We start from the raw sequence: 25262 nt of genomic DNA, 5'->3' as shown, positions 1-25262 counted from the left end.
TTCGCAGCTTCGATTTGCCCCGCAGCTGGGCGCTCCTGCTTAACGTCAGCGCCGCCGAAACAGCGGCCGCGGCTCAATCACCGAGCGGCCATAGCTCACACTCATGCCTGCCAGACCCTTGAGCGCGTCTGCGGCCGACTTGTCCTCGCGCACGGCGAACCCATCGAAGCCACACTGGCGCATATGGCTGAGCTGGTCGCGCAGCACGTCCCCCACCGCCCGCAACTCACCCTGCCAGCCCAGGCGGGTGCGCAGCAGGTAGGCCTGGCTGTAGGCTCGGCCATCGCGAAAGCTGGGGAAGTCCAGGGCAATCAGCGGCAGCACATCCAGCCACGGCTGCAGGTGTTCCACTTCATCATCCGGGCCGAGCCACACCGCGTCCTGTGGCGGGTCTGGCGCAATGCGCCGGCTCAGCCACAGGGCCAGCGGCAGAATCAGCGCACCCTCGGGCAGCGCTACTTGTGCATCGCGCACCAGGGTCCAGGGATCATCGTGCTTGATGCGCGCCACGCCCTGTTCCAGGCTCAACAGATTGTTCATGCCGGTTGCACCACGCTGCCATACACCCGCTCCTTGAACGGCTCCAGGCCGATGCGTTGCACGGTGTCGATAAAGGGCTCGTCACTCTCCCGGTAGCGGACGTAGGTGGCGATCAGGCGGGAGATCACATCCGGGATTTGTGCCGCACTGAACGATGGGCCAATCACCTTGCCCAGCGCGCTGGCCTTGCCCTGGGCACCGCCCAGGGTGACCTGGTACCACTCGCTGCCATTTTTATCGACCCCCAGGATGCCGATATTGCCGATATGGTGATGCCCACAGGCATTGATGCAGCCGGAGATGTTCAGGCTGATATCACCCAGGTCATGCAGGTAGTCGAGGTTGTCGAAGCGCTGCTGGATCGCCTGGGCGATGGGGATCGACTTGGCGTTGGCCAGGGCACAGAAGTCGCCGCCCGGGCAGGCGATGATATCGGTCAGCAAGCCGACATTGGCGCTGCCCAGACCCTGCTCGCAGGCCAGGGTCCACAAGGCATGCAGTTGCGCCTTGGGTACGTCCGGCAGCACGATGTTCTGTTCATGGGCGGTGCGGATTTCACCGAAGCCGAACTGTTCGGCCCACTGCGCCACGGCGTCCATCTGCGCGGCACTCACGTCGCCCGGCGGCGCGGCGATCCCCGGCTTGGTGGACAGCACCACACTGGTGTAGCCGGGTACTTTGTGGGGCTGCACATTGCGTGTCACCCAGCGTGCGAACGCCGGGCTGTCGGCCATGTGCGTGCCAAAATCCAGGTCGGTATCGGGCAGGGCCTGATAGTCCGGCGGTACAAAGGCCGAGGCCACGCGCTGGTACTCATCCTCGGTCAATTGCGCCGGGCCATCGCGCAGGTGCTGCCACTCCTCCTCCACTTCCTGGGAAAACGCCTCGATACCCAGGGCCTTGACCAGGATCTTGATCCGCGCCTTGTATTTGTTATCGCGCCGACCATGGCGGTTGTACACGCGCAGGACCGCTTCGACGTACGACAGCAGATGCTGCCAGGGCAAGCCATCGCGAATCTGCAAGCCGAGGATCGGCGTGCGCCCGAGGCCACCGCCCACCAGCACGCGGAACAGCATCTGGCCGTCGGCGTCCTGATATAGATAAAGGCCGATGTCATGCATCATGATCGCCGCCCGGTCCTGGCGCGCCGAGCAGATGGCGATCTTGAACTTGCGCGGCAAAAACAGGAATTCGGGGTTGATGGTCGACCATTGCCGCAGGATCTCTGCGAGCGGGCGCGGGTCCAGCAGTTCGTCGGCGGCCACCCCGGCAAAGGCTTCGGTGGTGATGTTGCGCACGCAGTTGCCCGAGGTCTGGATCGCATGCATGTCGACTTCGGCCAGGCGCTGGAGGATGTCGGGCACCTGCTGCAACTCGATCCAGTTGAACTGCATGTTCTGGCGCGTGGTGAAGTGGCCGTAGCCGCGGTCGTAATCCCGGGCAATGCTCGCCAGGGTGCGCAGCTGCTGCGCACCGAGGGTGCCGTAGGGAATCGCCACCCGCAGCATATAGGCATGCTTTTGCAGGTACAGGCCGTTTTGCAGGCGCAGCGGCAGGAATTCCTCTTCGCTCAAGTCGCCAGCGACAAACCGTTCGACCTGATCACGAAACTGCGCCACACGCTCGAAGACCAGAGCCCGGTCGTACTCATCGTACCGATACATCTCGCTACCTCATCATGGCTGACCGCGCTCGACGGCAGCGGTTTCTATGGGGGCGACTATGCACCTACAGCTCAAGACGTCACAGATTCAGCTAAAAACTAAAAAACCATATCAGCCACGGAATACCCCATGTTTTAAGGGATAGACTCTGATCCGTATTAATGTAGTTTTTCTGAGCCTGTTTTGTTTTTCATGGATTTCCTACAGTGCCCGGGACTTGAAACCGTGGAAGACTGACCATGAGCACAGCATCAACCGGGCAGGCCTATAACTATAAGGTTGTCCGTCAATTCGTCATCGCCACCGTGGTTTGGGGCGTTATCGGCATGGCCATGGGCGTATGGATCGCCTCGCAACTGGTATGGCCGGACATGAACCTGGACCTGCCCTGGACCACGTTCGGCCGGTTAAGGCCGCTGCACACCAGCCTGGTGATTTTCGGCTTTGCCGGCAGCGCGCAATTTGCCGCCAGCTACTACGCGGTCCAACGCACCTGCCAGGTGCGCCTGTACAGCGACTGGCTCGCCGCCTTTACGTTCTGGGGTTGGCAGTCGGTGATCGTGATCATGCTGATCACCCTGCCCCTGGGCTACACCACCACCAAGGAATACGCCGAGATCGAATTCTCCGGCGCAGTGTGGATGACTGTGGTGTGGGTGGCCTACGCCATCGTGTTCTTCACCACCGTGGTGCAACGCAAGACCCAGCACATCTACGTCGGCAACTGGTTTTTCGGCGCGTTTATCGTGGTGATCGCCATGCTGCACGTGGTCAACCACCTTTCCATCCCGGTGGACTGGTTCAAGTCCTACCCGGTGTATTCCGGCGCCACCGACGCCATGGTGCAGTGGTGGTACGGGCATAACGCAGTAGGGTTCTTCCTGACCACCGGGTTCCTGGGGATGATGTATTACTTCGTGCCCAAGCAGGTCGGGCGACCGGTGTATTCCTATCGCCTGTCCATCGTGCACTTCTGGGCGCTGATCACCCTGTACATTTGGGCCGGCCCCCACCACCTGCACTACACCGCGCTGCCAGACTGGGCGCAGTCGTTAGGCATGGCCATGTCACTGATCCTGCTGGCGCCCAGCTGGGGCGGGATGATCAACGGCATGATGACCCTGTCGGGTGCCTGGCATAAATTGCGCACCGACCCGATCCTGCGGTTTCTGGTGTTGTCGTTGGCGTTCTACGGCATGTCGACCTTTGAGGGGCCGATGATGGCGATCAAGACGGTCAACGCCCTGTCCCACTACACCGACTGGACCATCGGCCACGTCCACGCGGGTGCCCTGGGCTGGGTGGCGATGATCACCTTTGGCTCGCTGTACCACATGATCCCGAAAATCTTCGGCCGCGAGCAGATGTACAGCGTGCCGCTGATCAACCTGCACTTCTGGCTGGCAAGCATCGGCACCGTGCTGTACATCGCCTCGATGTGGGTCAATGGCATCACCCAGGGCCTGATGTGGCGGGCGGTCAACGACGACGGCACCCTCACCTACTCGTTCGTCGAGGCCTTGCAGGCCAGCCACCCGGGGTTTGTGGTGCGGTTTGCCGGTGGGGTGTTCTTCCTGGGCGGCATGTTGCTGATGGCCTACAACACCTGGCGCACCGTACGGGTGGCTGACTTGAAGGTGGCGCACAGTGATGCGCAGATCGCCTGATGTGGGAGGTCATTTTCAACCTGGCGGCGGTGATCTGCCTGTATGGCGCCGTGGAGTACTGCCTGCGCGGGCAATCGGGAACCGAGCTGGATGAGGCGAGCCTGATACCGTTTGCCGACGACCCGGAAGTGGCGCGGCGGGTGGAGCTGGCGACGGGCAAGCAGGTCAAGGCGGTGGCGCCTGAAGAGGCCAGGCCGGGCTGGGGTAATGTAGAGCTCTAAAGCTCGGTGTTGGGCTTTTTGTGGGAGCGGGCTTGCCCGCGATGGCCATAGGTGTCTACACAACTCGCTCTTTTTGGTTATTGGGAATGAGTACATATCCGTTGCTGCGGTTACGGCCACTTAGGGTTCCGCCCTTACGGCGGCTCACTTTGGAAGAGCGCCAAAGTAAGCAAAGCGCTCTTGCCCCACCACTCGGTGCCTCGCTTAGGCTCGGCATGCCCGCAGTCAGGCATTGCTCCGTGGGCCCGCCGCGATCGGCCATCCCTGGCCGTGTCGCGGCTACCCCGGCATCCATGCCGGGGTGCCCGCTGCGCAATACCTGCCTGCGGCCAGCGTGGTTTAACGGGGCGCCTAAGATCAAGATCAAAAGCCAGATCAAAAGCAGAGCAACAGCAACAGCAATGCCAAAGCCGGGGCGCGAAGCTCCATTCCCCTGTGGGAGCTGTCTCGCCCTGCGAGGCTGCGATAGCGGTGTGTCAGACAACATAAAGGCTAGCAGTGCCGGCGCCATCGCAGCGATGCGGCGATCCGACAAGCCAGCTCCCACAGGTATATGCGCACGCTTCGACGATCAGGTCGGCTGTCAGGCCGCCTCGCTTTGCTTTTGATCTGAGGCGCCCCGTTAAACCACGCTGGCCGTCATCCGATATTGATTTGGGGGGTAACCCGGCAGGACGCCGGGTTAGCCGCGCTGGGCCATGGATGGCCCATCGCGGCGGCCCCCCAAATCAATGTCGGATGACGGGCACACCGAGCCTAGGCGAGGTGCCGAGTGGTGGGGCAAGAGCCCTTTTGGTTACTTATGGCTGGGCCGGCACTCCGGGCTCTTTTCCAAAAGTGACCCGCCGTAAGGGCGGAACCAATAGCCGCCGTGACCGCAGCAACGGATATGTACACAAACCCAGAAAAGAGTGGTGTAGAGACTCACGCCGCGATGGCGGTATCTCAGGTTAGGAACACTTGTCTGACACACCGCTATCGCGGGCAAGCCCGCTCCCACACAAGCCCACAAAAGCCCGCTACCACATTTGCCCGGGGATCAGCCCCGTTCGCGCGGAATCAGGCTCTGCAACTGCAAGGCCAGAAAATTGGCATCAAAGGTGAACGTGTCCGGGTCTTTCAAACCATTGGTTTTCTTCCACAGCCAATCATCATTCCCCGGCAACAACACCAGCGAAATACTGCCGTAGCGAGCAGCAGTCAGCCCCATGACCGACAACGAAATCAACCCACCCGCCCCCATCACATCCGGCACAAACTCCACCGGTTTGCCTGCGATATGAATGGTCAGTTTCTCGGTCTTGAAAGTCGACGTCTCCACCGGCACGCTTGGGCCAGACGCCACATAAGCCTCACGCTGCACCTCCAGCAAACCATCACGCTTGACCGGCGCCAACCACTGCTCGATCTCGCCGTACAGCTCAGTGATTTTCTGGGTCCAGCGGGCTGACTGCACCTCGAACTGCTGGCGCTTGTGCGCTTCGCTGTCGGCGTAGTGACGAAGCATCTCGCCCAATTGCTGTACATCGTCCATTGCGGTGTTCCTCGGGGACTGCAAACAACGATCATGGCAGATGCAGCAGCGCCGCGTATGACTAACGCTCACTGGTTGGGTAAGGTGTGGCTTTCGCCTATTCGCTTGAGGAGCTTTGCATGCGCACCATCGGCCTAATCGGCGGCATGAGCTGGGAGTCCAGCGCCGAGTATTACCGGATCATCAACCAGCAGGTACGCGACCGATTGGGGCCGCTGCGCTCGGCACAAATCCTGCTGTACAGCGTCGACTTCGGCCCGGTGGAACAGGCCCAGCACGCCGGGCGCTGGGATGACGCGGCGCTGATCCTGCAAGACGCCGCGCGCCGCCTGCAAGCCGGTGGCGCCGACTGCATCGTGCTGTGTACCAACACCATGCATCTGCTGGCGCCACAGATCGAAGCCGCCGTATCGCTGCCGTTTCTGCATATTGCCGATGCGGCCGGCGCGGCGGCAGTCAAGGCCGATACCCTGACCGTCGGCCTGCTGGGTACCGCGTTTACCATGGAACAGGATTTTCTCAAGGCACGCCTGGCAACCCAGGGCTTGAACGTGCTGGTGCCCGACGCAGCAGAACGCCACGCCGTGCACCGGATCATTTATGAAGAGTTGTGCGTCGGGGTGATCAGCGAAGCCTCACGCCAGGTTTACCAGCAGGCCATTGCCAACCTCGCAGCCCGTGGTGCCCAGGCGATTATCCTGGGGTGTACCGAAATTGGCCTGCTGATCAAACCCGAGCACAGCCACCTGCCGTTGCTCGACACCACCGAGCTGCATGCACAGGCTGCGGTGGCGTTTGCCCTGAGGGATCAGGCGGTCTGACGCAGGCGGGCCATGCTCAGGGCGTCGACAAATACGCCGTCGCGCACAGCGTAATCGCGCAGCCGGCCTTCAGTCTCGAAACCGAATTTGCGGTACAACGCCTGGGCCGGCTCGTTGTCGACATACACCGTCAGTTCCACCCGGTGCAGGTTCATCCAGTTGTCGGCCACCTCCAGCGCCGCGCCCAGCAACTGGGTGCCCACGCCCTTGCCCTGCCAGGCCACGGCCACCCCCATGCCGATACTGCCGACATGGCTTTGCCGACTGCGCGCATATTGCTCCAAGGTGCAGTTACCAATGACCTCGCCCGCCTGCACCGCCACCAGCCTGAGCAGTCGCTCATTGGTATCGGCCAGGCGCTTGCGCCACACCTCCAGCGACTGGAATGGCATCTGCAGCACCTGACGGCACACGGCCGGGTCGTTGTAGAGCGCACGCATTCCTTCGAGATGGCTTTCGGCAAAGCGCTGGATCACGATCGTGGAATCAGGTGTAGGCATTGTGTTTCATCCTTTGAAAGACAAGTGGCCGAGCAGTGTAGGCGGCGACAGCAAGCGCTGTCATCCGCGGCTACGTTGCGCGCCCAAGCGCCACACCCGCGCAATATCCGCCGCCCGCTCACGCAGCAACCGCGGTGCTTCGCTGCAGGCCTGCTCCAGGCTCATCGGCCCGCCAGGCAAAGCAAACGCGGCGTCGACGCCATGGGCGTACATCTGCTCGTAGCCCTCGCCCAGCGTGCCGGCGATCACGATCACCGGAACACCGTGCAGCTTGGCCACCCGCGCCACGCCAAAGGGGGTTTTGCCGCGCAGGGTCTGGGCGTCGAAGCGGCCTTCGCCGGTGATCACCAGGTCGGCGCCGCGCACGGCGTGTTCCAGGCCCACTAGTTCGGCGACCACCTCCACACCCGGGCGAAACTGCGCGCCGAGGAAGGCCTTGGCGGCAAAGCCCAGACCACCGGCCGCGCCGCTGCCCGGCTCGTCGCGCATGTCTCGGGGCAGCACCTCGGCGCATTGGTCGGCAAAGTGTCCGAGGGCCTGGTCCAGTTGCTCGACTTGGTGTGGATTGGCGCCTTTTTGCGGGCCGAAAATCGCTGAGGCGCCGTGGGGGCCGCACAGGGGGTTGTTGACGTCGGCGGCGATATCGAAACGCACCTGGGCCAGGCGCGGGTCCAACTGCTCAAGCTTGATCCGCGCCAGCTGCGCCAGGGCCAGGCCGCCGCGCGCAAGGGGTATGCCTTGGGCGTCGAGCAGTTGCACGCCCAGGGCCTGCATGGCTCCGGCGCCGCCGTCATTGGTGGCGCTGCCGCCAATCGCCAGGATGATCCGCTGTGCCCCGGCGTCCAGGGCGGCGCGGACCAGCTCACCCGTACCGAAGGTGCTGCTGGAGCAGGCATCACGCTGCCCCGGCGGGACCCGTTGCAGGCCGCTGGCTTCGGCCATTTCGATGATTGCCGTGGCACTTTCAGCCAACCAGCCCCAGTGCGCCTCAACGGTGCCGCCCAACGGGCCTTGCACGGTGCAACTGCGCAATTGCCCGTGGCAGGCCGCGAGCACCGACTCCACCGTGCCTTCACCACCGTCCGCCATCGGGCACTGGATCAGTTCGGCATCCGGCCAGACCTGGGCCAACCCTTGGGCAATGGCCTGGGCCACGCCTTCGGCACTCAGGCTGTCCTTGAATGAGTCGGGGGCGATGATGACTTTCATGGGCTTTCTCCGGTTTTTATGACGCCCATGCTGCCAGTTGGCACCGGCAATGACGCCTGTCCAATGCACAAGCGTGGCAGGGGTTTGTTGTTCATTTCTACAAAAGCGCCTCCTACAGGGTTTGCGGCAGCAGTTGCACCCCCAGGTACAGCGCGAGCATGCCATCCAAGGTCAGGGGATCGACACCGCTCAATTCGGCAATGCGCTCCATGCGGTAGCGCAGGCTGTTGCGGTGGATGCCCAGGGCGTCGGCGCACGCTTGGCTTTGCCCGTCGTGTTCGCACCAGCTGCGCAGCGTTGCCTGCAGTTGGCCGTTGGCGTCCTTGGCCAGGACCTTGCGTAACGGGTTGAGCAGTTCGTCGAGGGCGTCGTCGTTGCGATGGCGCCAGAGCATCACCGGCAACCGATAGCGGTTGAGGGTCAGCAGGCGTGACTGGGGCAGTACGTCGCGGCCATAGGCGAGCAAGTCCGCCACCCGCCGATAACAGCGGCGCAAGCCGGCCAACCCATCGGCCTGGCCACCCACGGCGACCCGCAGGATGTTCCAGCCCGAGGCCTCGAGTTTTTCCAGCAGGCGCGGGTTGTCCATCGGCACCGCCGCCGGGCGGCACCACAGCAACGAAAACTCTGCGGAGCTGACGCACCAACTGTCCGGGTATCGGGAGGCCAGCCAGGCTGCCAGGGCTTCGGCGGTCTGCCCCGGGCCCAGTTCAAACAGATAGGGGGTGCGCGGCAACTGCGGCTTGAGCCCCAGTTGCTGGGCCTCATCCACCAGGCGCGGCGATTCGCCGCTGTCGGCCAGCAGCAACGCCAGCAGATCATCACAACGTTGGCGTCGCCATTGCTGCTCCGCCTGTTGATGGCGCTGGCTGACCAGCATCTCGGCGGTCATGCGCACCAGTTCGGCATAGGTGCGCAGCAACTGCGGTTCACCACTGATGCCCAGCACGCCGATCAGGCGCTGATCATGCAGCAGCGGCAGATTGATCCCCGGCGCGACACCCTTGAGGTGCTTGGCGGTCTGGCTGTCGATTTCCACCACGCGACCGTTGGCCAGAACCAACTGCGCGCCTTCATGGCGGGTGTTGATGCGCTCCGGTTCGCCGCTGCCGAGGATCAGGCCCTGGCTGTCCATGACGTTGACGTTATAGGGCAAAATGGCCATCGTGCGATTGACGATATCCTGCGCCAAGTCATGATCGAGTTCGAACATGGGGCTAAATTCCTTGAAAGCGCTGCATTACGCGATTGTTCAAAGGCACAGCGCAATGGATGGATCGCTGTGCGGGGGCACAAAGACATGGCACCGTCCCGTGACCGAGACTCTTGGGGCGATCAACGTTACCCGCGCATCGCGAAAAATCATAATAAAGAGAGAACGCCATGTCACAGAGCGCCGCCGCTACCCTGGCCAACGATGACGACAAAAACGCCGTCTACAAGCGCATCACCCTGCGCTTGATCCCCTTCATTTTCATCTGCTACCTGTTCAACTACCTGGACCGCGTCAACGTCGGCTTCGCCAAGTTGCAGATGCTCGACGCCTTGAAGTTCAGCGAGACCGTGTATGGCCTCGGGGCCGGGATCTTCTTTATCGGCTACGTGCTGTGCGGCGTGCCGAGCAACCTGGCGTTGACCAAGTTCGGTCCACGGCGCTGGATTGCGCTGATGATGATCACCTGGGGCACCCTGTCCACCTGCCTGTAAATAGTTGCAAAAAGACACCCATAAATCTCTAAGGTGTCTATACATGAAAAACGAACAGCGTCCCGCAGATAAAGGGCCTTCTCCCCTGTCCCGCCTACGCCAACCCATCCAAAAAAACCATCCAAGCCAAGAGACGGCAGACGCTCAAACAGAACGTGGCTTCTTTGCTCCACTACCTCTTTATGGTGCTGCTTCTGATTGGTCTGTGACTCAGGACGTCTACTCCAAGGGTGCAAGCACCGCCCAGAAGTTGGCCGCAATCAAGAAACTAGCTGTCATTCGTACTCGTCATGCCTAAGCGGTGCTAGCATGGCTATCTGCCAGCAAGAATAGAAAGCTCACAATAAGGAGCAACACATGAGCATCAGACAGAACATTAGAAATTTGGCTATTCGCATTAACAACTTCATGGCTTTCGCCGCTTTTTTCTTAATTTTGATAATAGTTCTTATTGTTTCCGTCTTCGTACCCGTAGATAGGATATGGACAGTTGCACTGGCAGGACTTGGGGCAGTTGTAGGATGGGCGTTACTATATGGCTTTTGGTTTGTCCTAACTGGAATACTTGATGAACTGAAGAAACTTAACAATCGTTAATCACGTACAGCTAGCAAAAGCCCCTAAACTCAGGGGCTTTCTTTTATAGAAAATACTTGATTAGCAAACTAAATACACATGATTAACTTGGCACCATGCAAGAAGTGAAACAACAATAGAAGCCAAAGCATATAAAACCGGAAGAATGTAATCAGTGAACCAAGCAGTGATGAGCGAGCCCTTGATGAATGCATAAATCCTACAAAACAAAATCAAAGCAACCCCTGGAACTATTCGCTTGCCTTTGACTTGGCCAATGCGCTCAACCCCGTCCCTAAAATACAAAAAGGCCACGCTCATAGACAGCTCAACACGTTTGGCACGCTCAGGATTCCTGTAGTAAATATACTTTAATACTGAAGACCCCGTATCTGCCAATTGATGCCCCATGGTTACATCTTTCTCAAACTTCCTAAACTTACCTCTGACACCATCTATACCAGAAACCTCAACCATAGAGCTATAGAGCATCCGCATATACACATAGGGAGCAACAGTTTTCAGTGCAGACTCAAAAACAGAGACCATATCACTATCTAATTTGAAACTACCACTCGGAGCTTTCTGAAAGAACCGAATAAGAAAATACAAGTTACCTAACGCCGCTACAAGATGAACATTTTCAACATTATCTCTAATCTCGATAGCCACACCGAGAAAGTTGAAACCTTTCAAATCAACAGAAAAATACCATAAAATTAAAATCAACGTAGAGTAAGTCAGCAGAAAAGCTCTAGCCTTCTTGAAGTCACCGTCAACATCATCAATCCCCATGTCGCTCTCTCCTGCTGTAGAGGCGTCATGATATCACAAGCCTAAAACGTGTATTAACGCACCAATTTTCCGCCAAAAAATAAGGGCTCCTTATGGAGCCCTTTCATTTTGTCTCGGAAAATATATCTGCATGGAAACCACGTTTCAAAACGGATGTTCTCTCTTATGTACTTAACAGGAAGCACAGAGGCCAATGCTGAAGCTACGCAAAATCAAAATATCTGTGGCCGTGTCGATCAGCACAGAAGACGGCCATCACACCATCAAGGAAAGGCAATACCAAGACGCTTGCACAGGCGATCTACCTGAACGGCTTGCCAATTGCCTACAACACCACGACTAGAAGGCAGCTTGAGCGTGTTGAAGCGTTCAGCCAATGCAGACAGGGTAGACACACCATCAAACATGGCAGACTTGATAGCGTCGGCGTATGACTGGCTCACCTTGTCAGCCTTGTCTACGACTGCCTGTGTAGCTACTGCAATCGTGTTCTGTAATGCTGTCTTACGTCTTGCTTCCACTTGTTTGTTGAGCTTAGCAACACTCTCTACGTCACCCTGTGCAGCCCTAGCCTTGAGAGCTTGTAAGCCTTCGCGTGTACGCTGGCTGATGAACTTTCTCTCTTGCTCTGCCAAGGCTGCATAGATATGTAGTTGGAAGCTGTCAGCCTCTGGCATGGTGGCTACTTTGAAAACTGTAGTTTCCATCAAGCGGCTGATGTGACTCACAGTACGGCTCAAGCGATCCAGCTTAGCGACTACCAGCACAGCACCAAGGGCTTTACAGGCTGCCAGAGCCTTAGAGCATTCAGGGCGTTGGCTTGGGTCAACCTTGCCGCTTACTACGTCTGTATAGCTTTCTACGACTTCCCAACCCATTTTTTCAGCAGCTTGACGAACGTATGCCTGTTGAGCTTCCAAACCCAGACCAGAACGTTCCTGCTTGGATGTAGAGACGCGGTAGTAGGCTACGACTTTCATTTCACCAGCTCTGCATTTGTGTGTGTGTGAAAGCATTATCTACAAACCGTGCACGGTCGTCAACCGTTTGTAAAACGTAGTCTTCCATTTGATGCGTTTGGACAAATCGCTTGAAATAGAAATGACCTATCACGAGTGACATTGTGATAGGAATGTATTCATTGACACAATCTGCTGCGTCCGAGTGAAAAGGTGGCGTTAAATTGTTGAAAATAATGAAAAATTAGCTTTACAGAGCGGAAATGTACCCGGCCTAACAACCCAAGGATAAAGCCCTTATGGAATGGGCCTTTCAGTCAATCAGCCCATACACTTCTCCCGAAAGAACAGGAATTGATCGTCCTGTTAATAAAAGTGCAATCATCAACGATGATGACTTTATTAAACATTATTCTACGTCGTCCACATACCCTTCCCGTCTAAGCCATTGAAGCGAAGCCCAGCCGACATGGAGAATACAATTGCGATAATGAAATAGAACACTTTTGAATGCTTGGAACAAGAAAAACGAGAACAGCCCAGATTTTGCGAGCCTGTCAAACTCATGACGCATTACTTTATCCTCATGCACCATTCCACCATAAAAGACCAAATCGAATAGTTCTTTCTTGGTAGTCTTACCCTCATCCTTGATGTTTACCAAACTAGGGGAATCCAAATTTTTTTGTAGTTCCGCACGAGCATCTTGGATTACTTTTTTAAGATCATCATGCTTAGATGGCCATCCGTCAGCGATAAGACCAATATTACGAATACAGAAACCGTCACGGCCTTGGATTAGTAGCCTAAGGTTGAGACAGAACGCCTCAAGCTCGTCAATGTTAAGACCATCATGAGCGAGCCAATCTCCAGCGATAATGCGATCCATATCAGGCTGACCACGCCTAACTGTCATCCAGCCCCAAAAAGCGCTAGAAACTATCCGTTCCGCCCTTTGGACGAAACGCTTGAGATTATCAACATTACTTTCTTCGCTCACCCTAGCCTCCGATATCAAGCGACATTTTGCTCACAATGACTCAAGGAAATTAAGAAAGGTGTCAGACAGTTCATACCGGGTAATGAAGACCGTTTCCTGCACCTGCCAAGCGATACCGTGGTCCAAGTTTAAGGCTGGATAGGCGATTGGTGAGTCTGCCCTGTAGCGGTTTGCAGTTGCCATCTTGGCTAGCGGCATACGTACCCGTTCGAAAACGCGCTTGGCTTCCCTGGCAGTACTATGCCTTGGGTCGCCCTCAAGCCTCTCACATACAGACCTGATGATTTCATAGGCGCCCAACACCCAGAGGTAGGATTGCGTCAGTAGATCATTGAACTCCATCATATGAAGTTCATTGAACTGGATAGCGCCTGTCTCAGTTTGGTGGTGAATATCCAGGGCACGCCGATCACGCTGGATCAGCTCACAGTCTTTATGTCCAAGGGCATGAATCACAGGAATCATCATAATTTCAATGGGAGCAGCTTTATATCCTGCGCTCACCCAACGCGGCATTCGATTACCCACGACAGACTCCTTTTAGACACCCGATCAATTGAAGGCAGAATGCCATGCAGCAAACAGAATAGAAACCGTAGGCAGAAGAAAGCCCCAGCGTATGAGGCTAGGGCGTGGGGATGGGAGTATTCATGTTGAATGAGTATTCAGTGATGTGGGCCGCTAGCGGCTATTTGGATCGTAGAGAGGACAATAGTTTGTCACACATGAAATAAGCTGAACGCCTTATGGAATCAGGGCTGTAGAGCATTTTCCATGTGTTTTACTTTAGTCATATCTCTACTAGTGAGCAGCTTCTTTTAATACGGAAGTGAGGAATCAAAGCTAGCGTAGTCTGTGTCATCTACCAAAGTGGCGATGTCAATGTACGACTTCAGGAAGTGAGCAAGGTGTGGAGTAGCGTCTGGGATTTCCTGGTGAAGCCACTTGAAGCAGACCATGTGTGCTTTGGCAATTACCTCATGAGGAATGTCAACGAGGCTAAGCCAGATAACGCCCTTCAAGTAAAGCTGAGCTTCTTCAGAAGCGTTCAGACGTTCCATTTCAGCAAGATATACTTCAGTCGGAGTGTAAGCCTTTAACTTATATGAGAATCCCTTACCTTCCTTGCCCATGTGTTTATCTTTCAAAGCTTGAAGTTGTTGGGTTGATACGCTGGAGGCTGGAGCTTTGATTCCATTAGCCTCAAACCAAGCAAAGAGTTTCACACGAGCTGTTGGCTGAATCTTGGCCTTTACTACCACCTTCTCCACAAAGTCATCACCCAAGAAAGACACGATACGTTTGATAACTGACTTAGGCGATTCATCTTCACTAACATGATGTTCATGCTTCAAAGAGCGGCGTGAAATAGAACGTCCTGCGCCCTCTTTAAAGGCATTGCTGTGGCGTTGATTATCGAGAGCTGGGCAGATGATCAGATTATCTGCAAACAAGGCTCCTATGGCCTCTGATGAGCTATCAGGGTTAGCGGCATAGATATGTGAAAGAACATATAGACGGTCCGTACTACCCGTACCATTCATTTTGATGGAGTCTTTGAACAGGTTGTAAAGATCAATCATTGTGGTCAATGTGTGACCTTCAAGAATCTGTAAACTACCTGAGCGGATTACCTGTTGAGCCACCCAGTAGAAGAAAGCACTACCTTGGGCACGGAACAAACGCTTTTCTGTGTTGTTCCGTTGCTTAGCATTTCCAGCTGCATAGCGACATGTATCGCTACAGTAGACTTTAGACTTAGCACCACGGAAGCGATACTTACAATGTTTGCAACGCTTCTGAATTGCTGACGATTTACTTGTCTTGGCTTTGTTTGGCTGTTCCATACGGATCGTTTCCTTTTGCTAAAGTGTCATTATTGGTTTTAGATTTACGGCATATTTCGCTGCAATACTGTTTAAGTTTCAGGCTAGAAAAGCCATGACCACAAACCTTGCATGTAATGTAGAAAGTCTTCATATTTGACCTCATGGAGATTGTTGTTTTGGGACTGGCCTGTATTTACAGACCAGTAGTTTGCCGCACTCTTCAGCGATTACCTTTCGCGCTATGCTGGGAACATCATCACGAAGCGCCCCAACCCTTAACGATTGTTCAGCAAAAATCATCGTCTTGAAGTGTTCCGATATACTTCTTACTTCGGCTTGACGAGTGCCGAGCAAATCAGTGTAGAGCTTTGATTTATCCTCAAAACGGTCTACACGATCTACAAGCATGATAAAGTCTTGACGAATCCGGTACTCCATCTTTGCGACGACATACCAGTTACCACTAGCAAGACCAAAGAAAGATAAAACGATAACGAGAAGCAGCACATGAAATTGTGCTTTTGTCATCACCGTTTGTTTTCACTCCACTTCTTTTTGGTTAGCTGACAGCTTGGCAATTGAGCGATTCCAATGGTCTGCCAACTGAGCGTCTACCAGTTTAGATACTTCCATCGGATCAGATACACCAGTAACCGTAATCTGAGCTGGCTCCACGTTAACTTTATAAATAATAGGCTCGACTGGTCTGTCATTTGTAGCGTTAGGTTTTGCTTCAGTCGCTCGCTGTTTGGTACGCTCCATCTGAGTAGCGAACATACCTTCGCGAATACTGCCTAACTGCATGCTTGGCGTAGCATTAAGACTTGCCATATTAGAGAATAATGCTGGGTTGCCCAGAGCGTCAGCCACACTACTTGCGAAAGTCTTAGGACGTTGATCTACCATAGCTTGGTAGTCATCGTTAGCCATGTTCTTTGGGTCAGCTCCAAAACCTAGCATACCTTTCACTGTAGCGATGTTCTTAGCGATAGTACCTGTCTGCTTGCCTTCGGCTTTGTCTTCAATTTCTTGTTGGTCACGAAGCTTAGTAGCACGATCAATCTTGCTAGTAATGAACTCCCAAGCTTTGGCGATAGCGTTAGAAATCATTTCAATCTCTTTCAGCGTACTTTCAAACTCTGGAGCAAAACCTACAGTACCAGTGACTTCACCAATCTTGTCAAGGGCAATGCCGATGTTATCGAACAAGCCGCTGATTTGATCTACCATCGTGTGGAAAGCTTTAATGTCTTCTTGCGACGTGAACAAGTCGTCAAAGGCGCCTTTGTTACCATCTGCAAGTTGAATCAAACGGTCAAGAGCGTCAACACCAAGTGTTAGATACTCTAGCAAGTGACCTGCTTTCTCGCCTGCCTTATCCATGATTCCTTTCATGTCTTCAGCCAAATATTCCATATGATGATCAAGGTCTTTCCGGGCTACATACATAGCACCAAGCTTACCTGTCAAAGACTTACCAGCGTAGTTAGCACTTTCGTAGTTAGCATCGTAAATATTACGACGGCGATTCAAACTGCTTTGGTGTGACTGCATTGCTTGATCAAGACGGCCACCATCGTTAGCGTGTTCTTTTAGCTTATCCATCAAGCGCATAATGGTTGGATTAACCGATGCACCGCTGGCCTTACCAGACTCCATATCTTTAAAGAGAGCTGTATATGCTTCTTGACCTTTCAAACCGGTCTTGTTTTGTTCAGCCCACGCCTCAGCAAGATAACCTACCGCAAGGGGCGTTACCTCTCCAAGTTGCCCACGGACCTCTTCCGACATGAACTGATTTTTACCCAAAATCTGAGAAATAACCTTATTAACACGTCCAACATCATCAGAGCTTAAGCTTGCACCTTTCGCATATGACAAAAGACTATCAGCCACATGGTCACGCTGATCTTCTTTAAGGCCAGCAACTTTTAAGGTCTGTTGCATCTTGGTATATTCTGGAGCAGTTTCAGCCGCATTCAGACCAAGCTTGTTAGCCAACTTATAGAATCGACTCTCTGCCCGTTTGCCAGATGTTGGATCATCCGTATCAACAGCCGCAAACTGTGCCCTGGTATTCAAACGTTTCTGAGTTGTATCGGTTACTGCATCTGCATAACCTTTCAAAGCAGCCCCAGCAGCAATAAGTGCAATACCAAAACCACCAGCTGCGATACTGGCACCACCAACGCTACTCATAAAACTTGTAAGACCGCCACCGACACCACCACCAAACCCACTACTAGCTGCAAGGCTTGTAAGGCCGCTGGTGAGGCGTTGATGCCCACTTGATACATTTGTATGCAAACGTTGTTGAGCGCGCTGTAGTTGATTCTGGCGACTGTTATGACGGTGTTCTTCAGCAGCTTGTATCGCAAGCAATCTAGCTTGGGCCTGCGTAGTTCTAATACCGTGAATCTGATCACGACGAGCAGTTAGGCGTTGATGCTCTGCTAATCGAGCGGCTTCACGACGAATAGCAAGTTGATTCTTAGCGGCTGATGTATCAGCGCTGTCTACAACCTTTCTTGCTGCTGCTTCTTTTTTTATTGCTGCAAGCTTCTGAGTCTCCATTGTTGCGAACAGCTTACCGTTTTTGATTGCTGCTGTTTGCTGTGCTTGGAAAATCTTAGTGGCTTGGGCGATGTTGGAGCCAGAACCAAGACGTTTAATCTTGGCCTGGACCTGATCGAGCGACTTCATGAGCCGTTTTAGCTCGCTGTCAGTCTTGACAATCTGCTGTTTGAATACAAGCAGAGGTTTGTAGTCAGCTTTAAATTGCAGCGTCCCGTATAGTTTAGCTATCTCTTTCTCAAACATGATGAAACGTCCTTATTATGCTGGGAATTCTTCTGCCAGCTCTTTCTTCAAAGCCGCGACACGCTGCCCGCGCTTTACTGCGGCTTTTGCAGCGATACCAGCGATACGATCCAGCTCAACTTGTTCTTCTTTGCGTAGCTCACGTTCAGCCAACGCTTCAAGGAAAGCTTCGTATTTGACTTCAAGACCGGCTTTATATTCTGCCGTTACGCGATCAGCAATAATCTTCAAATCAGCATCAATCTCAACTTGAGGTTTCAGCAAGAAGATATCAGTCCAGCCCTGAGACGCAGTCTCAAGATTGTGAGCATTAATAAATAATGTTTCAACTTCGTATTCTTGATATCCTGCAATGCGCTTATTTGCATAGAGCTTCACAGCAGCGTTCAAAGTTGGAGCTTCAAATTTGGCGATTGCTCCCGGCAAACCTCCCTTACCGTCGTAGTGGAAAGAATAGGCTTTGATTGCCGGAGCTAGTTTGGCGTCTAGGTCTGCTTGGTTAAACTTGTAATTAATTGTCAGATTATCGTGTTTGTTAGTAGTCATTTGTATTACTCCACATAAATATTATCAGCGCCACGGCGCTGGGCCGAACGTGAGATCGCTAGTGATTTGGCATGCTGGATTTCAGCAATGAATTTGGTCAGGTATTCTGTTCTAAACTTGTACCGTAAAGCGTCGTATGTCGCTTCGTCTGCGTAGATGAACAACTCACCTACAGCCCGTTCAAGGTCAGCGTAGATTGATTCAGTCGTTAGACGTACTGGATTGTTTTGGTGCAAGCTTGAATACATTTTTGTGTACCTCTAAGGTTACCGCCGTTTGGCGTGTGAATAATCACCTCAGAAACATTGACAGAGCATTCTGTGTACATACCAAACATTCTCTTCATTGTTTCCGAATTATAAGCCTTGCGTTTCGCTTCCAATATTTCGTAAGTTTCCACCTCTTCCTGTAGCATCTTGGTAATAGCTACAACCCAACCATCAGAAGAAAGTTTGTTTTGCTCTTTCTGTTCGGCGGTAAGTGGTTTGCGTTTAGCTGGTTTAGGATTCCAGAGTTTACGAAGTTCGCGTTTCGCTTTTAGTTTTTCTAGCAGTGTCATTTGATTGTTCTCAGCGTCGGGGTCATCAGGACTGTTGCAAGTGGTGCTACAAGTTTTGGGTTGTGCTGGCGTCTGACGTACCATCTGTTGGCTTGGCGTGGCGTAAGCTTTACAAACTTAACCTTACGTTCGTATTTCTCTGACAGTTCAGCTTCTCCGCTAGGAATGAACTCAACTTCAGCCAGTTCAAATTGATGAACTGAAACAACGGTGTGGACACCTTGTTCAACTACAGTGCAAGCGTAATGCACAATGCTTGTTGGAATATCTGGAAAATTAAGCATTGCGTTTCGCCTTCTTTGCTTCGTACTGGGCTCGTTTGATTGCTGCATCTGTAAACGACATACCTAACCTCAAGTACTTACAAATATACTGGTATCTGTTCTTGTTGCTGCTACCAAACACGTTCTCTACGGCTGACATAAGGTCAAGCTCTTTACCGCTCCACTCCACATAAATATTATCTTCGCGGTTGCGTTGGTTGGTGCTGGCTGTGACATAACGCAGATTAAACAAAGCGTTTAGAGAACGGTTTCGGTTGATATGGTCGATGTTGTAACCATCTTGACGTTTAAAGAAAGCGTCTGTCATCAAGCGAGCAAGCTTAACTGACTTCTGACCTTCGTGTGGTTGTACAAGATTGACGGACAAGTAACCTTTACCGTCTTGGCGTGGTTTAACTAGTACACCGCTATGAGCGCGACGTACACGCCCCACTGTCGAGACTTCGTAGCATGGGAACTTGAAACACCTTTTCCATTGTTCAGCAGCCAGTACGTCACGAGTGATAGGGCCGATAATTACAGCGTTAGTCATCTTCTTAGTGTAATAGTGGATCATGTATATTTTCCTTTTGCCGAAGGCGTTTCAATTAATGTTTTGTGTTGAGGTTTGGATTGCTTCTTGCTGCTTTGCTTTCTTGCGGCACCGATCTGAGCAATAGATCTTTCTGGCGTTATACGTGAGCATTGGATGCTGACAGACAACGCAAAAACGCTGGACTACAGCCATATGGCCTCCTATGTGATTAGTTTATTTTCCGGATACCAAAGCGAAGACCATAAAAAACCATCACTTGGATGGCTTCATGTCCTCGGCAAAGGAAGTTCAGGCTTTTGCGGGCTTGAATTTGTTTATTACAAATAGGTGCCAGACGTAACGGGCGCTACGCTGGCGACGATACAAGTGAGTTGATGCACTTGCCTCGCATGAGATTGTCCACAGTTGAAGACGGTCGCTACTATGGGAAGCGTTGAAAAATGGGCGTCACCAGCGGACTTTGCTAACCCTAGTAGTCCGGCTCACTAGGCACTTGAACACCAAACTAAAGGTAGTTTGATTCTTGACTGGATTTGGTCGCTCCCCAGTCGGGAGCAATGCATTCTGGAAGTGCTGACCTGGAGAAGAAAGTGTTGTCTCGATCTAATCTAATACCAGAATACCACGGAATTACGTAAATGTCAAGTAAAATATTACCCTATCATAAATTATTTCACACCATTGATTGGATGTAAACCCAGTTCACAAGAAAGTAGATTTCTCGTTGAGACATGATCACCAGATTCATGGAAACCATCTGGGTGAAGAACCCCAGCGAAGCCCCAAGATCAAGAGCTTTTGATTTTAAAAACAACAGCTCTTGATTCTAAGAGCTTTGAACCCCCAAGCCCTTGCTTTTGAGATTGCTGCACTAATAAATTTTGAGAGGTTCTGCCGTAGCTTCTAGATATTGCGACACATTTAAATCTGGTAGCCTCCGACAGAGCGCAAGTGCATTTGCGGATTGCAGCCCCTCACAGGGCGCAGCCCGTTAGTGGGATGTATCTTCTTGTACGGCCTTGCCTTCAAGCTTACGTTCCAGCAACACCACCTGCCCCTTGTGATGGATCTTGAAACTTCCCGTCTTCCTGTCGATCCCACCATACCGGAACGTCTGGAGTCCTACGCTTACGTTCCTGTCAGCCCCTGTGAGGACGTAGGAGACGCTTTGGAGCATTGCGTTGAGGCGAAGTATGTCACCACTCGCTAACGCCTCTTCTACGCTCTCTGGTGTGATGTCGAGTTCTACAGCTTCGCCAGACAGGAGTGCCTTTTCATTCTGCAATTCTTCACGCTGACTTCTGAACATTTCCAGCTTAGCTACGATTTCTGGTACAGCACCTACTGAAGCGATGGCTGAAGCCAGATTACCTAGTCCCTTCTCCACCTCTTGTAATTCAACGTCGATTGCAATCAAACGCTTACCATTTTCTGACAAGTGCTGAGACTTGAGGGCTGTTCTCACTGCATGTAGGCATGTCGATTTTACGATCCACTCCAAGACAACAATAGGAATGCTCGCGACGTTCTCGCACTTCTTGCCGTTCTCGCGGTTTTGTTGGCCGCATTTCATCGTATCCATGATCCCTGGATTACGAGAACTGATCTGTTTGTTGTAGTTACTACCGCATTCAGAGCATATAACCAACCCTGTCAGAAAATTACTGGTTGGGGCGGCAAACTTCTTGCGGGCATTGAATACGCTTTGAACCCTGTAGAACAAGTCAGCATCAACAACTGGTGGATAGACATTTGGGATATCATCACGGACTACATTGCCGTCGCTGTCACGTACTATCTTGCCATTTTTATCCACCATGGCAGGCCAATAACCAATGGCCGTCTTGTTCCGCATCCAACGCTTGAGCGTGGTGGACGTCATACCATTGAACACAGAAGAAGCTTCACATAGTCGGCGGAGAATCCTACGCTCCCCTATACCCACAGCCGCATCTTCAAAAGCTTGCTTCATGTATGGGGCTACATCAGGATTGAGCGTTCCATCAGAATTTAGCCACATAGGCACAGAGCGCTTGATAGTTTTACCCGCCTTGGCCATGACTTCACGACTCTTGTAAGAAGCTGTGACCCGCCGAGAGAGGTTCTCGCTGTATGTATTGGCCTGTTGAATCTTGGCAGCCAACAAGAACAAATGAGGCCCGTTCACGCTTTCCTCTGTGTACATCACTTCATCATCCAATGTCACAATGTGAACACCGGCTGTAAGAATGCGTGAAAGTACTTCAATCATCTTGAGTGGCGCTAAACGCCCTGCCCTGTCGATAGCTTCCACCAATACCACAGAGCCCTTAGGAATGACGCCAAAGTCGATAGCAGCCTGAAGCTTCCCAAAACCGTTTTCTAGATGCTCACCCTTGAACCCAGACTTACCGTAGTCAGCATACTTAATGGAAGACAACACGTATTCAGGGTGACGCTTTAGCCAAGCCCCTAACATGGCTTCCTGGCGCTCTACAGAAGACCCTGTACCTTGCTTGGCAGAGCTGAAACGTATGTAGCTTATGGCCTGTGACATGTGTTGGGCTCCACGAGTAACGCCTGCTTGACATTGGATGCAGCGGAGACTAGGGTTTTCGGCGTCTTGTTGCAACGTCCTGCCTGCTGTTTGTGACCACGCCGACGCACTTCTACACCTTGCGCCTGTTTACCGGTGCCGCTGAAGCGGGCTTTTTCCCGGGCGTAGTGCTGTACCTCTCGCAGTGGTTCCCGACCTTCCGCCGTGGGCGGATCATGGCCCTGTTCATGTCGGCAATCCCGGTGTCCGGCCTGCTCGGCAGCCCATTCTCCGGCTGGATCCTCAACCACTTCGCGGCGGGCCAGGGTGGCCTCGCGGGCTGGCAGTGGATGTTCCTGCTGCAAGGTGTTCCAACGGTCATCCTCGGCGCCCTCGCCTACTTCCTGCTCAGCGACAGCTTCGCCAACGCCAAATGGCTGACCGCCCATGAGCGCGCAGTCCTCGAGGCCGACCAGGCCACCGACCTGGCCAACAAGCCCAAGACCACCACTGATTCGCTGCTGGAAGTGTTCAAGAACCCGGCGATCTGGGCGTTCGGCCTGATCTACTTCTGCATCCAGAGTGGGGTGTACGCCATCAACTTCTGGCTGCCGTCGATCATCAAGAACATGGGGTTCAGCGATAACCTGGTGATCGGCTGGCTGAGTGCAATCCCCTATCTGCTGGCGGCGGTGTTCATGCTGGTGGTGGGCCGCTCCGCCGACCTGCGCAAAGAGCGCCGCTGGCACCTGGTGGTGCCGATGCTGATGGGCGCTGTGGGCCTGATCATCGCGGTGAACTTCGCCACCACCCCAGCCATTGCGATCCTCGGCCTGACGATCGCCACCATGGGCGCCCTCACCGGCCTGCCGATGTTCTGGCCGGTGCCTACCGCCATGCTCAGCGCTGGCGCGGCCGCGGGCGGCCTGGCCTTGATCAACTCCATGGGCCAGATGGCGGGCTTCTTGAGCCCGTATGTGGTGGGTTTTGTGAAAGACGCCACCGGGTCCACCGACCTGGCGCTGTACCTGCTGGCTGCGGTGATCGTCGCGGGTAGCGTGCTGGCGCTGCGCATGACCCGTACCCTGAAGGCCTGACACGGCACAAAAAATGTGGGAGCGGGCTTACCCGCGATAGCGGTGGATCAGTTAGCCTATATATCGACTGACACGCCGCTATCGCGGGCAAGCCCGCTCCCACATTGCGCTCGGTGATTACAGCAAACCGCCGCCGTCGATGTCGATCACGCTGCCGGTCATAAAACCATTTTCCATGGCCATCAAATAACCCGCCGCCACCTCCTCCGCCTGCCCCACACGCCCTACCGGCAACGCCCCACCCGCCTTGGCGAACATGCCCTGACGCTGCTCCTCAGGCATCCCCGCGTATGCCGGCGTGTCGATCACCCCAGGGCTGACCACGTTGACCCGCCGTGGCGCCAGTTCCTTGGCCAACTGCTTGCCCAACGCTTCGGTCGCGGCATTGATGCCGACCTTGATAAATTGCCCCGGCACCAGCTTGCGCCCGAGCTGCCCCGAGGTGAGGACGATGCTGCCGCGCTCGTCGAGAAAAGGCAGCGCCTGCTGGATTGCGCGCAAGGCGCCCCAGAGCTTCACATTGAAGTTGTCCTGGGCCAGTTGCAGGTCGGTGTCCTGCAGGTGTTTGGCCTGGACCGCCGGACCCGAGGTGAACACCAGGTGATCAAAACGCCCCACCGCTTCGAACAGGCGCTGCAGGGCGGCGCTGTCGGTGACGTCCACCGGCTCGCTGCGCACGCCATTGTCGACCGTCGACGACAGGCGTCGCCCGGCCAGTACCACGTGCGCGCCACGGGATGCCGCCTGTCGGGCGACTTCGGCACCAATGCCGCTGCTACCGCCAATCACCACCACGGTTTGGCCCTTGAGGGGAGATGTCATGGGAACTGCCTCGTCCTGAAAAAATGAGCGTTCATCTTCCCAGCTTGGCAATCATGGAAAAATCCCGGTAAAACGACAGGATCTTTAAAGGATTTTTACAAATGAGCTCAATCCTTGACCTGGAAGTGTTTGTGCGCACCGCCGACAGTGGCAGCCTCTCGGCGGCCGCCCGCAGCCTTAGCCTGACCCCGGCCGCCGCCAGCATTGCCCTCAAACGCTTGGAGACCCGCCTGGGCATGCGCCTGCTGGCCCGCTCCACCCGCAGCATGCGCCTCACCGAAGAAGGCCGGCGCTACCTGGACAGCGTGCGGGTGGCCCTGGAAGCCCTGGCGGAAGGCGAACAGGCGATCAAGCAACACGGCCAGAGCCTCAGCGGCTTGCTGCAACTGTCCGCGCCCTCGGATTTCGGACGCAATGTACTGCTCGGTTGGCTGGACCAGTTCAAGCGCGAACACCCGAATATCCGCCTGCAATTGCTGCTTAACGACAGCAACGCCGACCTGTTCCGCGAAACCGTGGACATCGCCCTGCGCTTTGGCGTGCCAAGGGATTCCAGCCTGGTGGCGCTGCCGGTGGTCGCCGATCACCGCCGTATCGCCTGCGCCAGCCCGGCGTACCTGGCACGCCACGGCACACCCCAGGTGCCGGCCGATCTGACGCAGCACAGCACCCTGCGCTACATGCGCCAGGGCCGGGCCAACAGCACCTGGTATTTTCGCCAGGGCACGTTGCTGGAAGAGGTCGAAGTGGGCGGCGACTACCTCAGTGATGACGGGGAAATCGTGCGGCGCTGGGCCCTGGCCGGCCACGGTATTGCCTACAAGGCCAACCTGGATGTGGCCGGTGATATCAAGGCCGGGCGCCTGGTGCCGTTGTTCGGCGAATGGCAAGGCGAGCCCACGCCCTTCAACCTGATGTGCCCCCATCGCCTGCAAGTGTCGGAGCGTGTCAGAGTCCTGCATCGCTTCTTGCAGGCGCGCGCTGGCGAACTGCTTGCCGAATAAGCGGAACACGGCACAAAAACGCTGTGGCCAACGCGGTGGTAGGCACCGAGCCACC

Annotated in this window: 25 protein-coding genes and 2 pseudogenes; 8 read left to right on the top strand and 19 right to left on the bottom strand. The window is 54.3% G+C overall.

All coding sequences use genetic code 11. The features are described from left to right. Positions 1-45 precede the first annotated feature (45 nt). Positions 46-540 (bottom strand): DUF934 domain-containing protein, encoded by a 495-nt coding sequence (locus PSH73_RS11635; RefSeq protein WP_057959766.1) that lies wholly within the window; start codon positions 538-540, stop codon positions 46-48. Further along, positions 537-2207 carry a nitrite/sulfite reductase gene (locus PSH73_RS11630; RefSeq protein WP_305462547.1) on the bottom strand — a complete coding sequence of 557 codons (1671 nt, stop codon included), beginning with the start codon at positions 2205-2207 and terminating at the stop codon, positions 537-539. The genes PSH73_RS11635 and PSH73_RS11630 overlap by 4 nt, the downstream gene beginning before the upstream one ends. A gap of 239 nt (positions 2208-2446) precedes the next feature. Between PSH73_RS11630 and ccoN the strand changes: the two genes are divergently transcribed. Beyond that, positions 2447-3874: a cytochrome-c oxidase, cbb3-type subunit I gene (gene ccoN / locus PSH73_RS11625; RefSeq protein ID WP_169961003.1), complete on the top strand. Its 1428-nt coding sequence runs from the start codon at positions 2447-2449 to the stop codon at positions 3872-3874. After that, complete coding sequence (locus PSH73_RS11620) at positions 3874-4095, top strand: cbb3-type cytochrome c oxidase subunit 3 (protein WP_120732912.1); 222 nt, start codon at positions 3874-3876, stop codon at positions 4093-4095. Before ccoN ends, PSH73_RS11620 begins: the two co-directional genes overlap by 1 nt. 1039 nt (positions 4096-5134) lie before the next feature. Here the strand turns inward: PSH73_RS11620 and PSH73_RS11615 are convergent. Continuing rightward, the gene (locus tag PSH73_RS11615; protein ID WP_057440074.1) at positions 5135-5629 is read right to left on the bottom strand and encodes a hypothetical protein; all 495 of its coding nucleotides are present in this window, start codon (positions 5627-5629) and stop codon (positions 5135-5137) included. Positions 5630-5748: 119 nt separating this feature from the next. On the opposite strand from PSH73_RS11615, the gene PSH73_RS11610 reads away from it, so the two are divergent. Further along, entirely contained in the window at positions 5749-6450 is a 702-nt protein-coding gene (locus tag PSH73_RS11610) for an aspartate/glutamate racemase family protein (protein WP_170045622.1), read from the top strand. Here the strand turns inward: PSH73_RS11610 and PSH73_RS11605 are convergent. The 3 genes from PSH73_RS11605 to PSH73_RS11595 all read right to left on the bottom strand — a co-directional run bounded on the left by PSH73_RS11605 (position 6438) and on the right by PSH73_RS11595 (position 9372). Next, on the bottom strand, positions 6438-6950 hold the full coding sequence (locus tag PSH73_RS11605) for a GNAT family N-acetyltransferase (protein ID WP_115128132.1): 513 nt from the start codon (positions 6948-6950) through the stop codon (positions 6438-6440). The genes PSH73_RS11610 and PSH73_RS11605 overlap by 13 nt on opposite strands. 60 nt (positions 6951-7010) lie before the next feature. Next, positions 7011-8159 (bottom strand): glycerate kinase, encoded by a 1149-nt coding sequence (locus tag PSH73_RS11600; RefSeq protein ID WP_305462544.1) that lies wholly within the window; start codon positions 8157-8159, stop codon positions 7011-7013. Positions 8160-8271: 112 nt separating this feature from the next. Beyond that, the gene (locus tag PSH73_RS11595; RefSeq protein WP_057959635.1) at positions 8272-9372 is read right to left on the bottom strand and encodes a sugar diacid recognition domain-containing protein; all 1101 of its coding nucleotides are present in this window, start codon (positions 9370-9372) and stop codon (positions 8272-8274) included. Positions 9373-9542: 170 nt separating this feature from the next. On the opposite strand from PSH73_RS11595, the pseudogene PSH73_RS11590 reads away from it, so the two are divergent. The 3 genes and pseudogenes from PSH73_RS11590 to PSH73_RS11580 form a co-directional block, all read left to right on the top strand. Beyond that, positions 9543-9863 (top strand): annotated as a pseudogene (locus tag PSH73_RS11590) (MFS transporter); the annotation flags it as partial. 46 nt (positions 9864-9909) lie between these two features. Next, on the top strand, positions 9910-10164 hold the full coding sequence (locus PSH73_RS11585) for a hypothetical protein (RefSeq protein ID WP_305462542.1): 255 nt from the start codon (positions 9910-9912) through the stop codon (positions 10162-10164). Positions 10165-10223: 59 nt separating this feature from the next. Then, positions 10224-10463, top strand: a complete 240-nt coding sequence (locus PSH73_RS11580; RefSeq protein ID WP_057959633.1) for a hypothetical protein — start codon at positions 10224-10226, stop codon at positions 10461-10463. 60 nt (positions 10464-10523) lie between these two features. Here the strand turns inward: PSH73_RS11580 and PSH73_RS11575 are convergent, their stop codons facing one another. The 12 genes from PSH73_RS11575 to PSH73_RS11520 form a co-directional block, all read right to left on the bottom strand. Further along, positions 10524-11237, bottom strand: a complete 714-nt coding sequence (locus tag PSH73_RS11575) for a hypothetical protein (protein ID WP_305462540.1) — start codon at positions 11235-11237, stop codon at positions 10524-10526. A gap of 263 nt (positions 11238-11500) precedes the next feature. Continuing rightward, a complete protein-coding gene (locus tag PSH73_RS11570; protein ID WP_305462538.1) occupies positions 11501-12217 on the bottom strand; it encodes a recombinase family protein in 717 nt (238 codons plus the stop codon). Positions 12218-12605: 388 nt separating this feature from the next. Next, on the bottom strand, positions 12606-13196 hold the full coding sequence (locus PSH73_RS11565) for a hypothetical protein (RefSeq protein ID WP_305462536.1): 591 nt from the start codon (positions 13194-13196) through the stop codon (positions 12606-12608). A 30-nt stretch (positions 13197-13226) separates the two neighbouring features. After that, complete coding sequence (locus tag PSH73_RS11560) at positions 13227-13724, bottom strand: hypothetical protein (protein WP_305462534.1); 498 nt, start codon at positions 13722-13724, stop codon at positions 13227-13229. Between the two features lie 290 nt (positions 13725-14014). After that, on the bottom strand, positions 14015-15043 hold the full coding sequence (locus PSH73_RS11555) for a hypothetical protein (protein ID WP_305462532.1): 1029 nt from the start codon (positions 15041-15043) through the stop codon (positions 14015-14017). Positions 15044-15184: 141 nt separating this feature from the next. Beyond that, entirely contained in the window at positions 15185-15553 is a 369-nt protein-coding gene (locus tag PSH73_RS11550; RefSeq protein ID WP_169955583.1) for a hypothetical protein, read from the bottom strand. Between the two features lie 12 nt (positions 15554-15565). Next, the gene (locus PSH73_RS11545; protein ID WP_305462527.1) at positions 15566-17845 is read right to left on the bottom strand and encodes a hypothetical protein; all 2280 of its coding nucleotides are present in this window, start codon (positions 17843-17845) and stop codon (positions 15566-15568) included. 15 nt (positions 17846-17860) lie between these two features. After that, positions 17861-18391, bottom strand: coding sequence for a hypothetical protein (locus PSH73_RS11540; protein WP_305462526.1), 531 nt, complete (start codon positions 18389-18391; stop codon positions 17861-17863). Positions 18392-18599: 208 nt separating this feature from the next. Next, positions 18600-18950, bottom strand: a complete 351-nt coding sequence (locus PSH73_RS11535) for a hypothetical protein (protein ID WP_305462524.1) — start codon at positions 18948-18950, stop codon at positions 18600-18602. Beyond that, positions 18947-19234: a hypothetical protein gene (locus PSH73_RS11530; protein WP_305462522.1), complete on the bottom strand. Its 288-nt coding sequence runs from the start codon at positions 19232-19234 to the stop codon at positions 18947-18949. Before PSH73_RS11530 ends, PSH73_RS11535 begins: the two co-directional genes overlap by 4 nt. Further along, on the bottom strand, positions 19227-19790 hold the full coding sequence (locus PSH73_RS11525; RefSeq protein WP_305462520.1) for an NUMOD4 domain-containing protein: 564 nt from the start codon (positions 19788-19790) through the stop codon (positions 19227-19229). Before PSH73_RS11525 ends, PSH73_RS11530 begins: the two co-directional genes overlap by 8 nt. 970 nt (positions 19791-20760) lie before the next feature. Further along, entirely contained in the window at positions 20761-22305 is a 1545-nt protein-coding gene (locus PSH73_RS11520; protein WP_305462518.1) for a recombinase family protein, read from the bottom strand. A 74-nt stretch (positions 22306-22379) separates the two neighbouring features. On the opposite strand from PSH73_RS11520, the pseudogene PSH73_RS11515 reads away from it, so the two are divergent. Continuing rightward, positions 22380-23381 (top strand): annotated as a pseudogene (locus PSH73_RS11515) (MFS transporter); the annotation flags it as partial. A gap of 117 nt (positions 23382-23498) precedes the next feature. Here PSH73_RS11515 and PSH73_RS11510 read toward each other — a convergent pair. Beyond that, positions 23499-24203: an SDR family oxidoreductase gene (locus tag PSH73_RS11510; protein ID WP_169990260.1), complete on the bottom strand. Its 705-nt coding sequence runs from the start codon at positions 24201-24203 to the stop codon at positions 23499-23501. A 101-nt stretch (positions 24204-24304) separates the two neighbouring features. Between PSH73_RS11510 and PSH73_RS11505 the strand changes: the two genes are divergently transcribed. Continuing rightward, positions 24305-25207 carry a LysR family transcriptional regulator gene (locus PSH73_RS11505; protein WP_128593743.1) on the top strand — a complete coding sequence of 301 codons (903 nt, stop codon included), beginning with the start codon at positions 24305-24307 and terminating at the stop codon, positions 25205-25207. The last annotated feature ends 55 nt before the right edge of the window (positions 25208-25262 follow it).

Origin of the sequence: Pseudomonas sp. FP2294 (genome assembly GCF_030687625.1) — a bacterium.
Lineage (GTDB): Bacteria > Pseudomonadota > Gammaproteobacteria > Pseudomonadales > Pseudomonadaceae > Aquipseudomonas > Aquipseudomonas shahriarae.
Note: the sequence above shows the minus strand (reverse complement) of the source record. Positions and strands in the feature narration are given on the sequence as shown.

What these genes read in the sequence shown, in the direction of transcription:
- ccoN (WP_169961003.1), top strand. Translation starts at nt 2,447, where the DNA reads ATGAGCACAGCATCAACCGGGCAGGCCTATAACTATAAGGTTGTCCGT.
- PSH73_RS11595 (WP_057959635.1), bottom strand. Translation starts at nt 9,372, where the DNA reads ATGTTCGAACTCGATCATGACTTGGCGCAGGATATCGTCAATCGCACG.
- PSH73_RS11555 (WP_305462532.1), bottom strand. Translation starts at nt 15,043, where the DNA reads ATGGAACAGCCAAACAAAGCCAAGACAAGTAAATCGTCAGCAATTCAG.
- PSH73_RS11585 (WP_305462542.1), top strand. Translation starts at nt 9,910, where the DNA reads ATGAAAAACGAACAGCGTCCCGCAGATAAAGGGCCTTCTCCCCTGTCC.
- PSH73_RS11525 (WP_305462520.1), bottom strand. Translation starts at nt 19,790, where the DNA reads ATGATCCACTATTACACTAAGAAGATGACTAACGCTGTAATTATCGGC.
- PSH73_RS11575 (WP_305462540.1), bottom strand. Translation starts at nt 11,237, where the DNA reads ATGGGGATTGATGATGTTGACGGTGACTTCAAGAAGGCTAGAGCTTTT.
- PSH73_RS11550 (WP_169955583.1), bottom strand. Translation starts at nt 15,553, where the DNA reads ATGACAAAAGCACAATTTCATGTGCTGCTTCTCGTTATCGTTTTATCT.
- PSH73_RS11610 (WP_170045622.1), top strand. Translation starts at nt 5,749, where the DNA reads ATGCGCACCATCGGCCTAATCGGCGGCATGAGCTGGGAGTCCAGCGCC.
- PSH73_RS11530 (WP_305462522.1), bottom strand. Translation starts at nt 19,234, where the DNA reads ATGCTTAATTTTCCAGATATTCCAACAAGCATTGTGCATTACGCTTGC.
- PSH73_RS11600 (WP_305462544.1), bottom strand. Translation starts at nt 8,159, where the DNA reads ATGAAAGTCATCATCGCCCCCGACTCATTCAAGGACAGCCTGAGTGCC.
- PSH73_RS11535 (WP_305462524.1), bottom strand. Translation starts at nt 18,950, where the DNA reads ATGACACTGCTAGAAAAACTAAAAGCGAAACGCGAACTTCGTAAACTC.
- PSH73_RS11570 (WP_305462538.1), bottom strand. Translation starts at nt 12,217, where the DNA reads ATGAAAGTCGTAGCCTACTACCGCGTCTCTACATCCAAGCAGGAACGT.
- PSH73_RS11580 (WP_057959633.1), top strand. Translation starts at nt 10,224, where the DNA reads ATGAGCATCAGACAGAACATTAGAAATTTGGCTATTCGCATTAACAAC.
- PSH73_RS11630 (WP_305462547.1), bottom strand. Translation starts at nt 2,207, where the DNA reads ATGTATCGGTACGATGAGTACGACCGGGCTCTGGTCTTCGAGCGTGTG.
- PSH73_RS11520 (WP_305462518.1), bottom strand. Translation starts at nt 22,305, where the DNA reads ATGTCACAGGCCATAAGCTACATACGTTTCAGCTCTGCCAAGCAAGGT.
- PSH73_RS11605 (WP_115128132.1), bottom strand. Translation starts at nt 6,950, where the DNA reads ATGCCTACACCTGATTCCACGATCGTGATCCAGCGCTTTGCCGAAAGC.
- PSH73_RS11540 (WP_305462526.1), bottom strand. Translation starts at nt 18,391, where the DNA reads ATGACTACTAACAAACACGATAATCTGACAATTAATTACAAGTTTAAC.
- PSH73_RS11635 (WP_057959766.1), bottom strand. Translation starts at nt 540, where the DNA reads ATGAACAATCTGTTGAGCCTGGAACAGGGCGTGGCGCGCATCAAGCAC.
- PSH73_RS11510 (WP_169990260.1), bottom strand. Translation starts at nt 24,203, where the DNA reads ATGACATCTCCCCTCAAGGGCCAAACCGTGGTGGTGATTGGCGGTAGC.
- PSH73_RS11505 (WP_128593743.1), top strand. Translation starts at nt 24,305, where the DNA reads ATGAGCTCAATCCTTGACCTGGAAGTGTTTGTGCGCACCGCCGACAGT.
- PSH73_RS11620 (WP_120732912.1), top strand. Translation starts at nt 3,874, where the DNA reads ATGTGGGAGGTCATTTTCAACCTGGCGGCGGTGATCTGCCTGTATGGC.
- PSH73_RS11545 (WP_305462527.1), bottom strand. Translation starts at nt 17,845, where the DNA reads ATGTTTGAGAAAGAGATAGCTAAACTATACGGGACGCTGCAATTTAAA.
- PSH73_RS11615 (WP_057440074.1), bottom strand. Translation starts at nt 5,629, where the DNA reads ATGGACGATGTACAGCAATTGGGCGAGATGCTTCGTCACTACGCCGAC.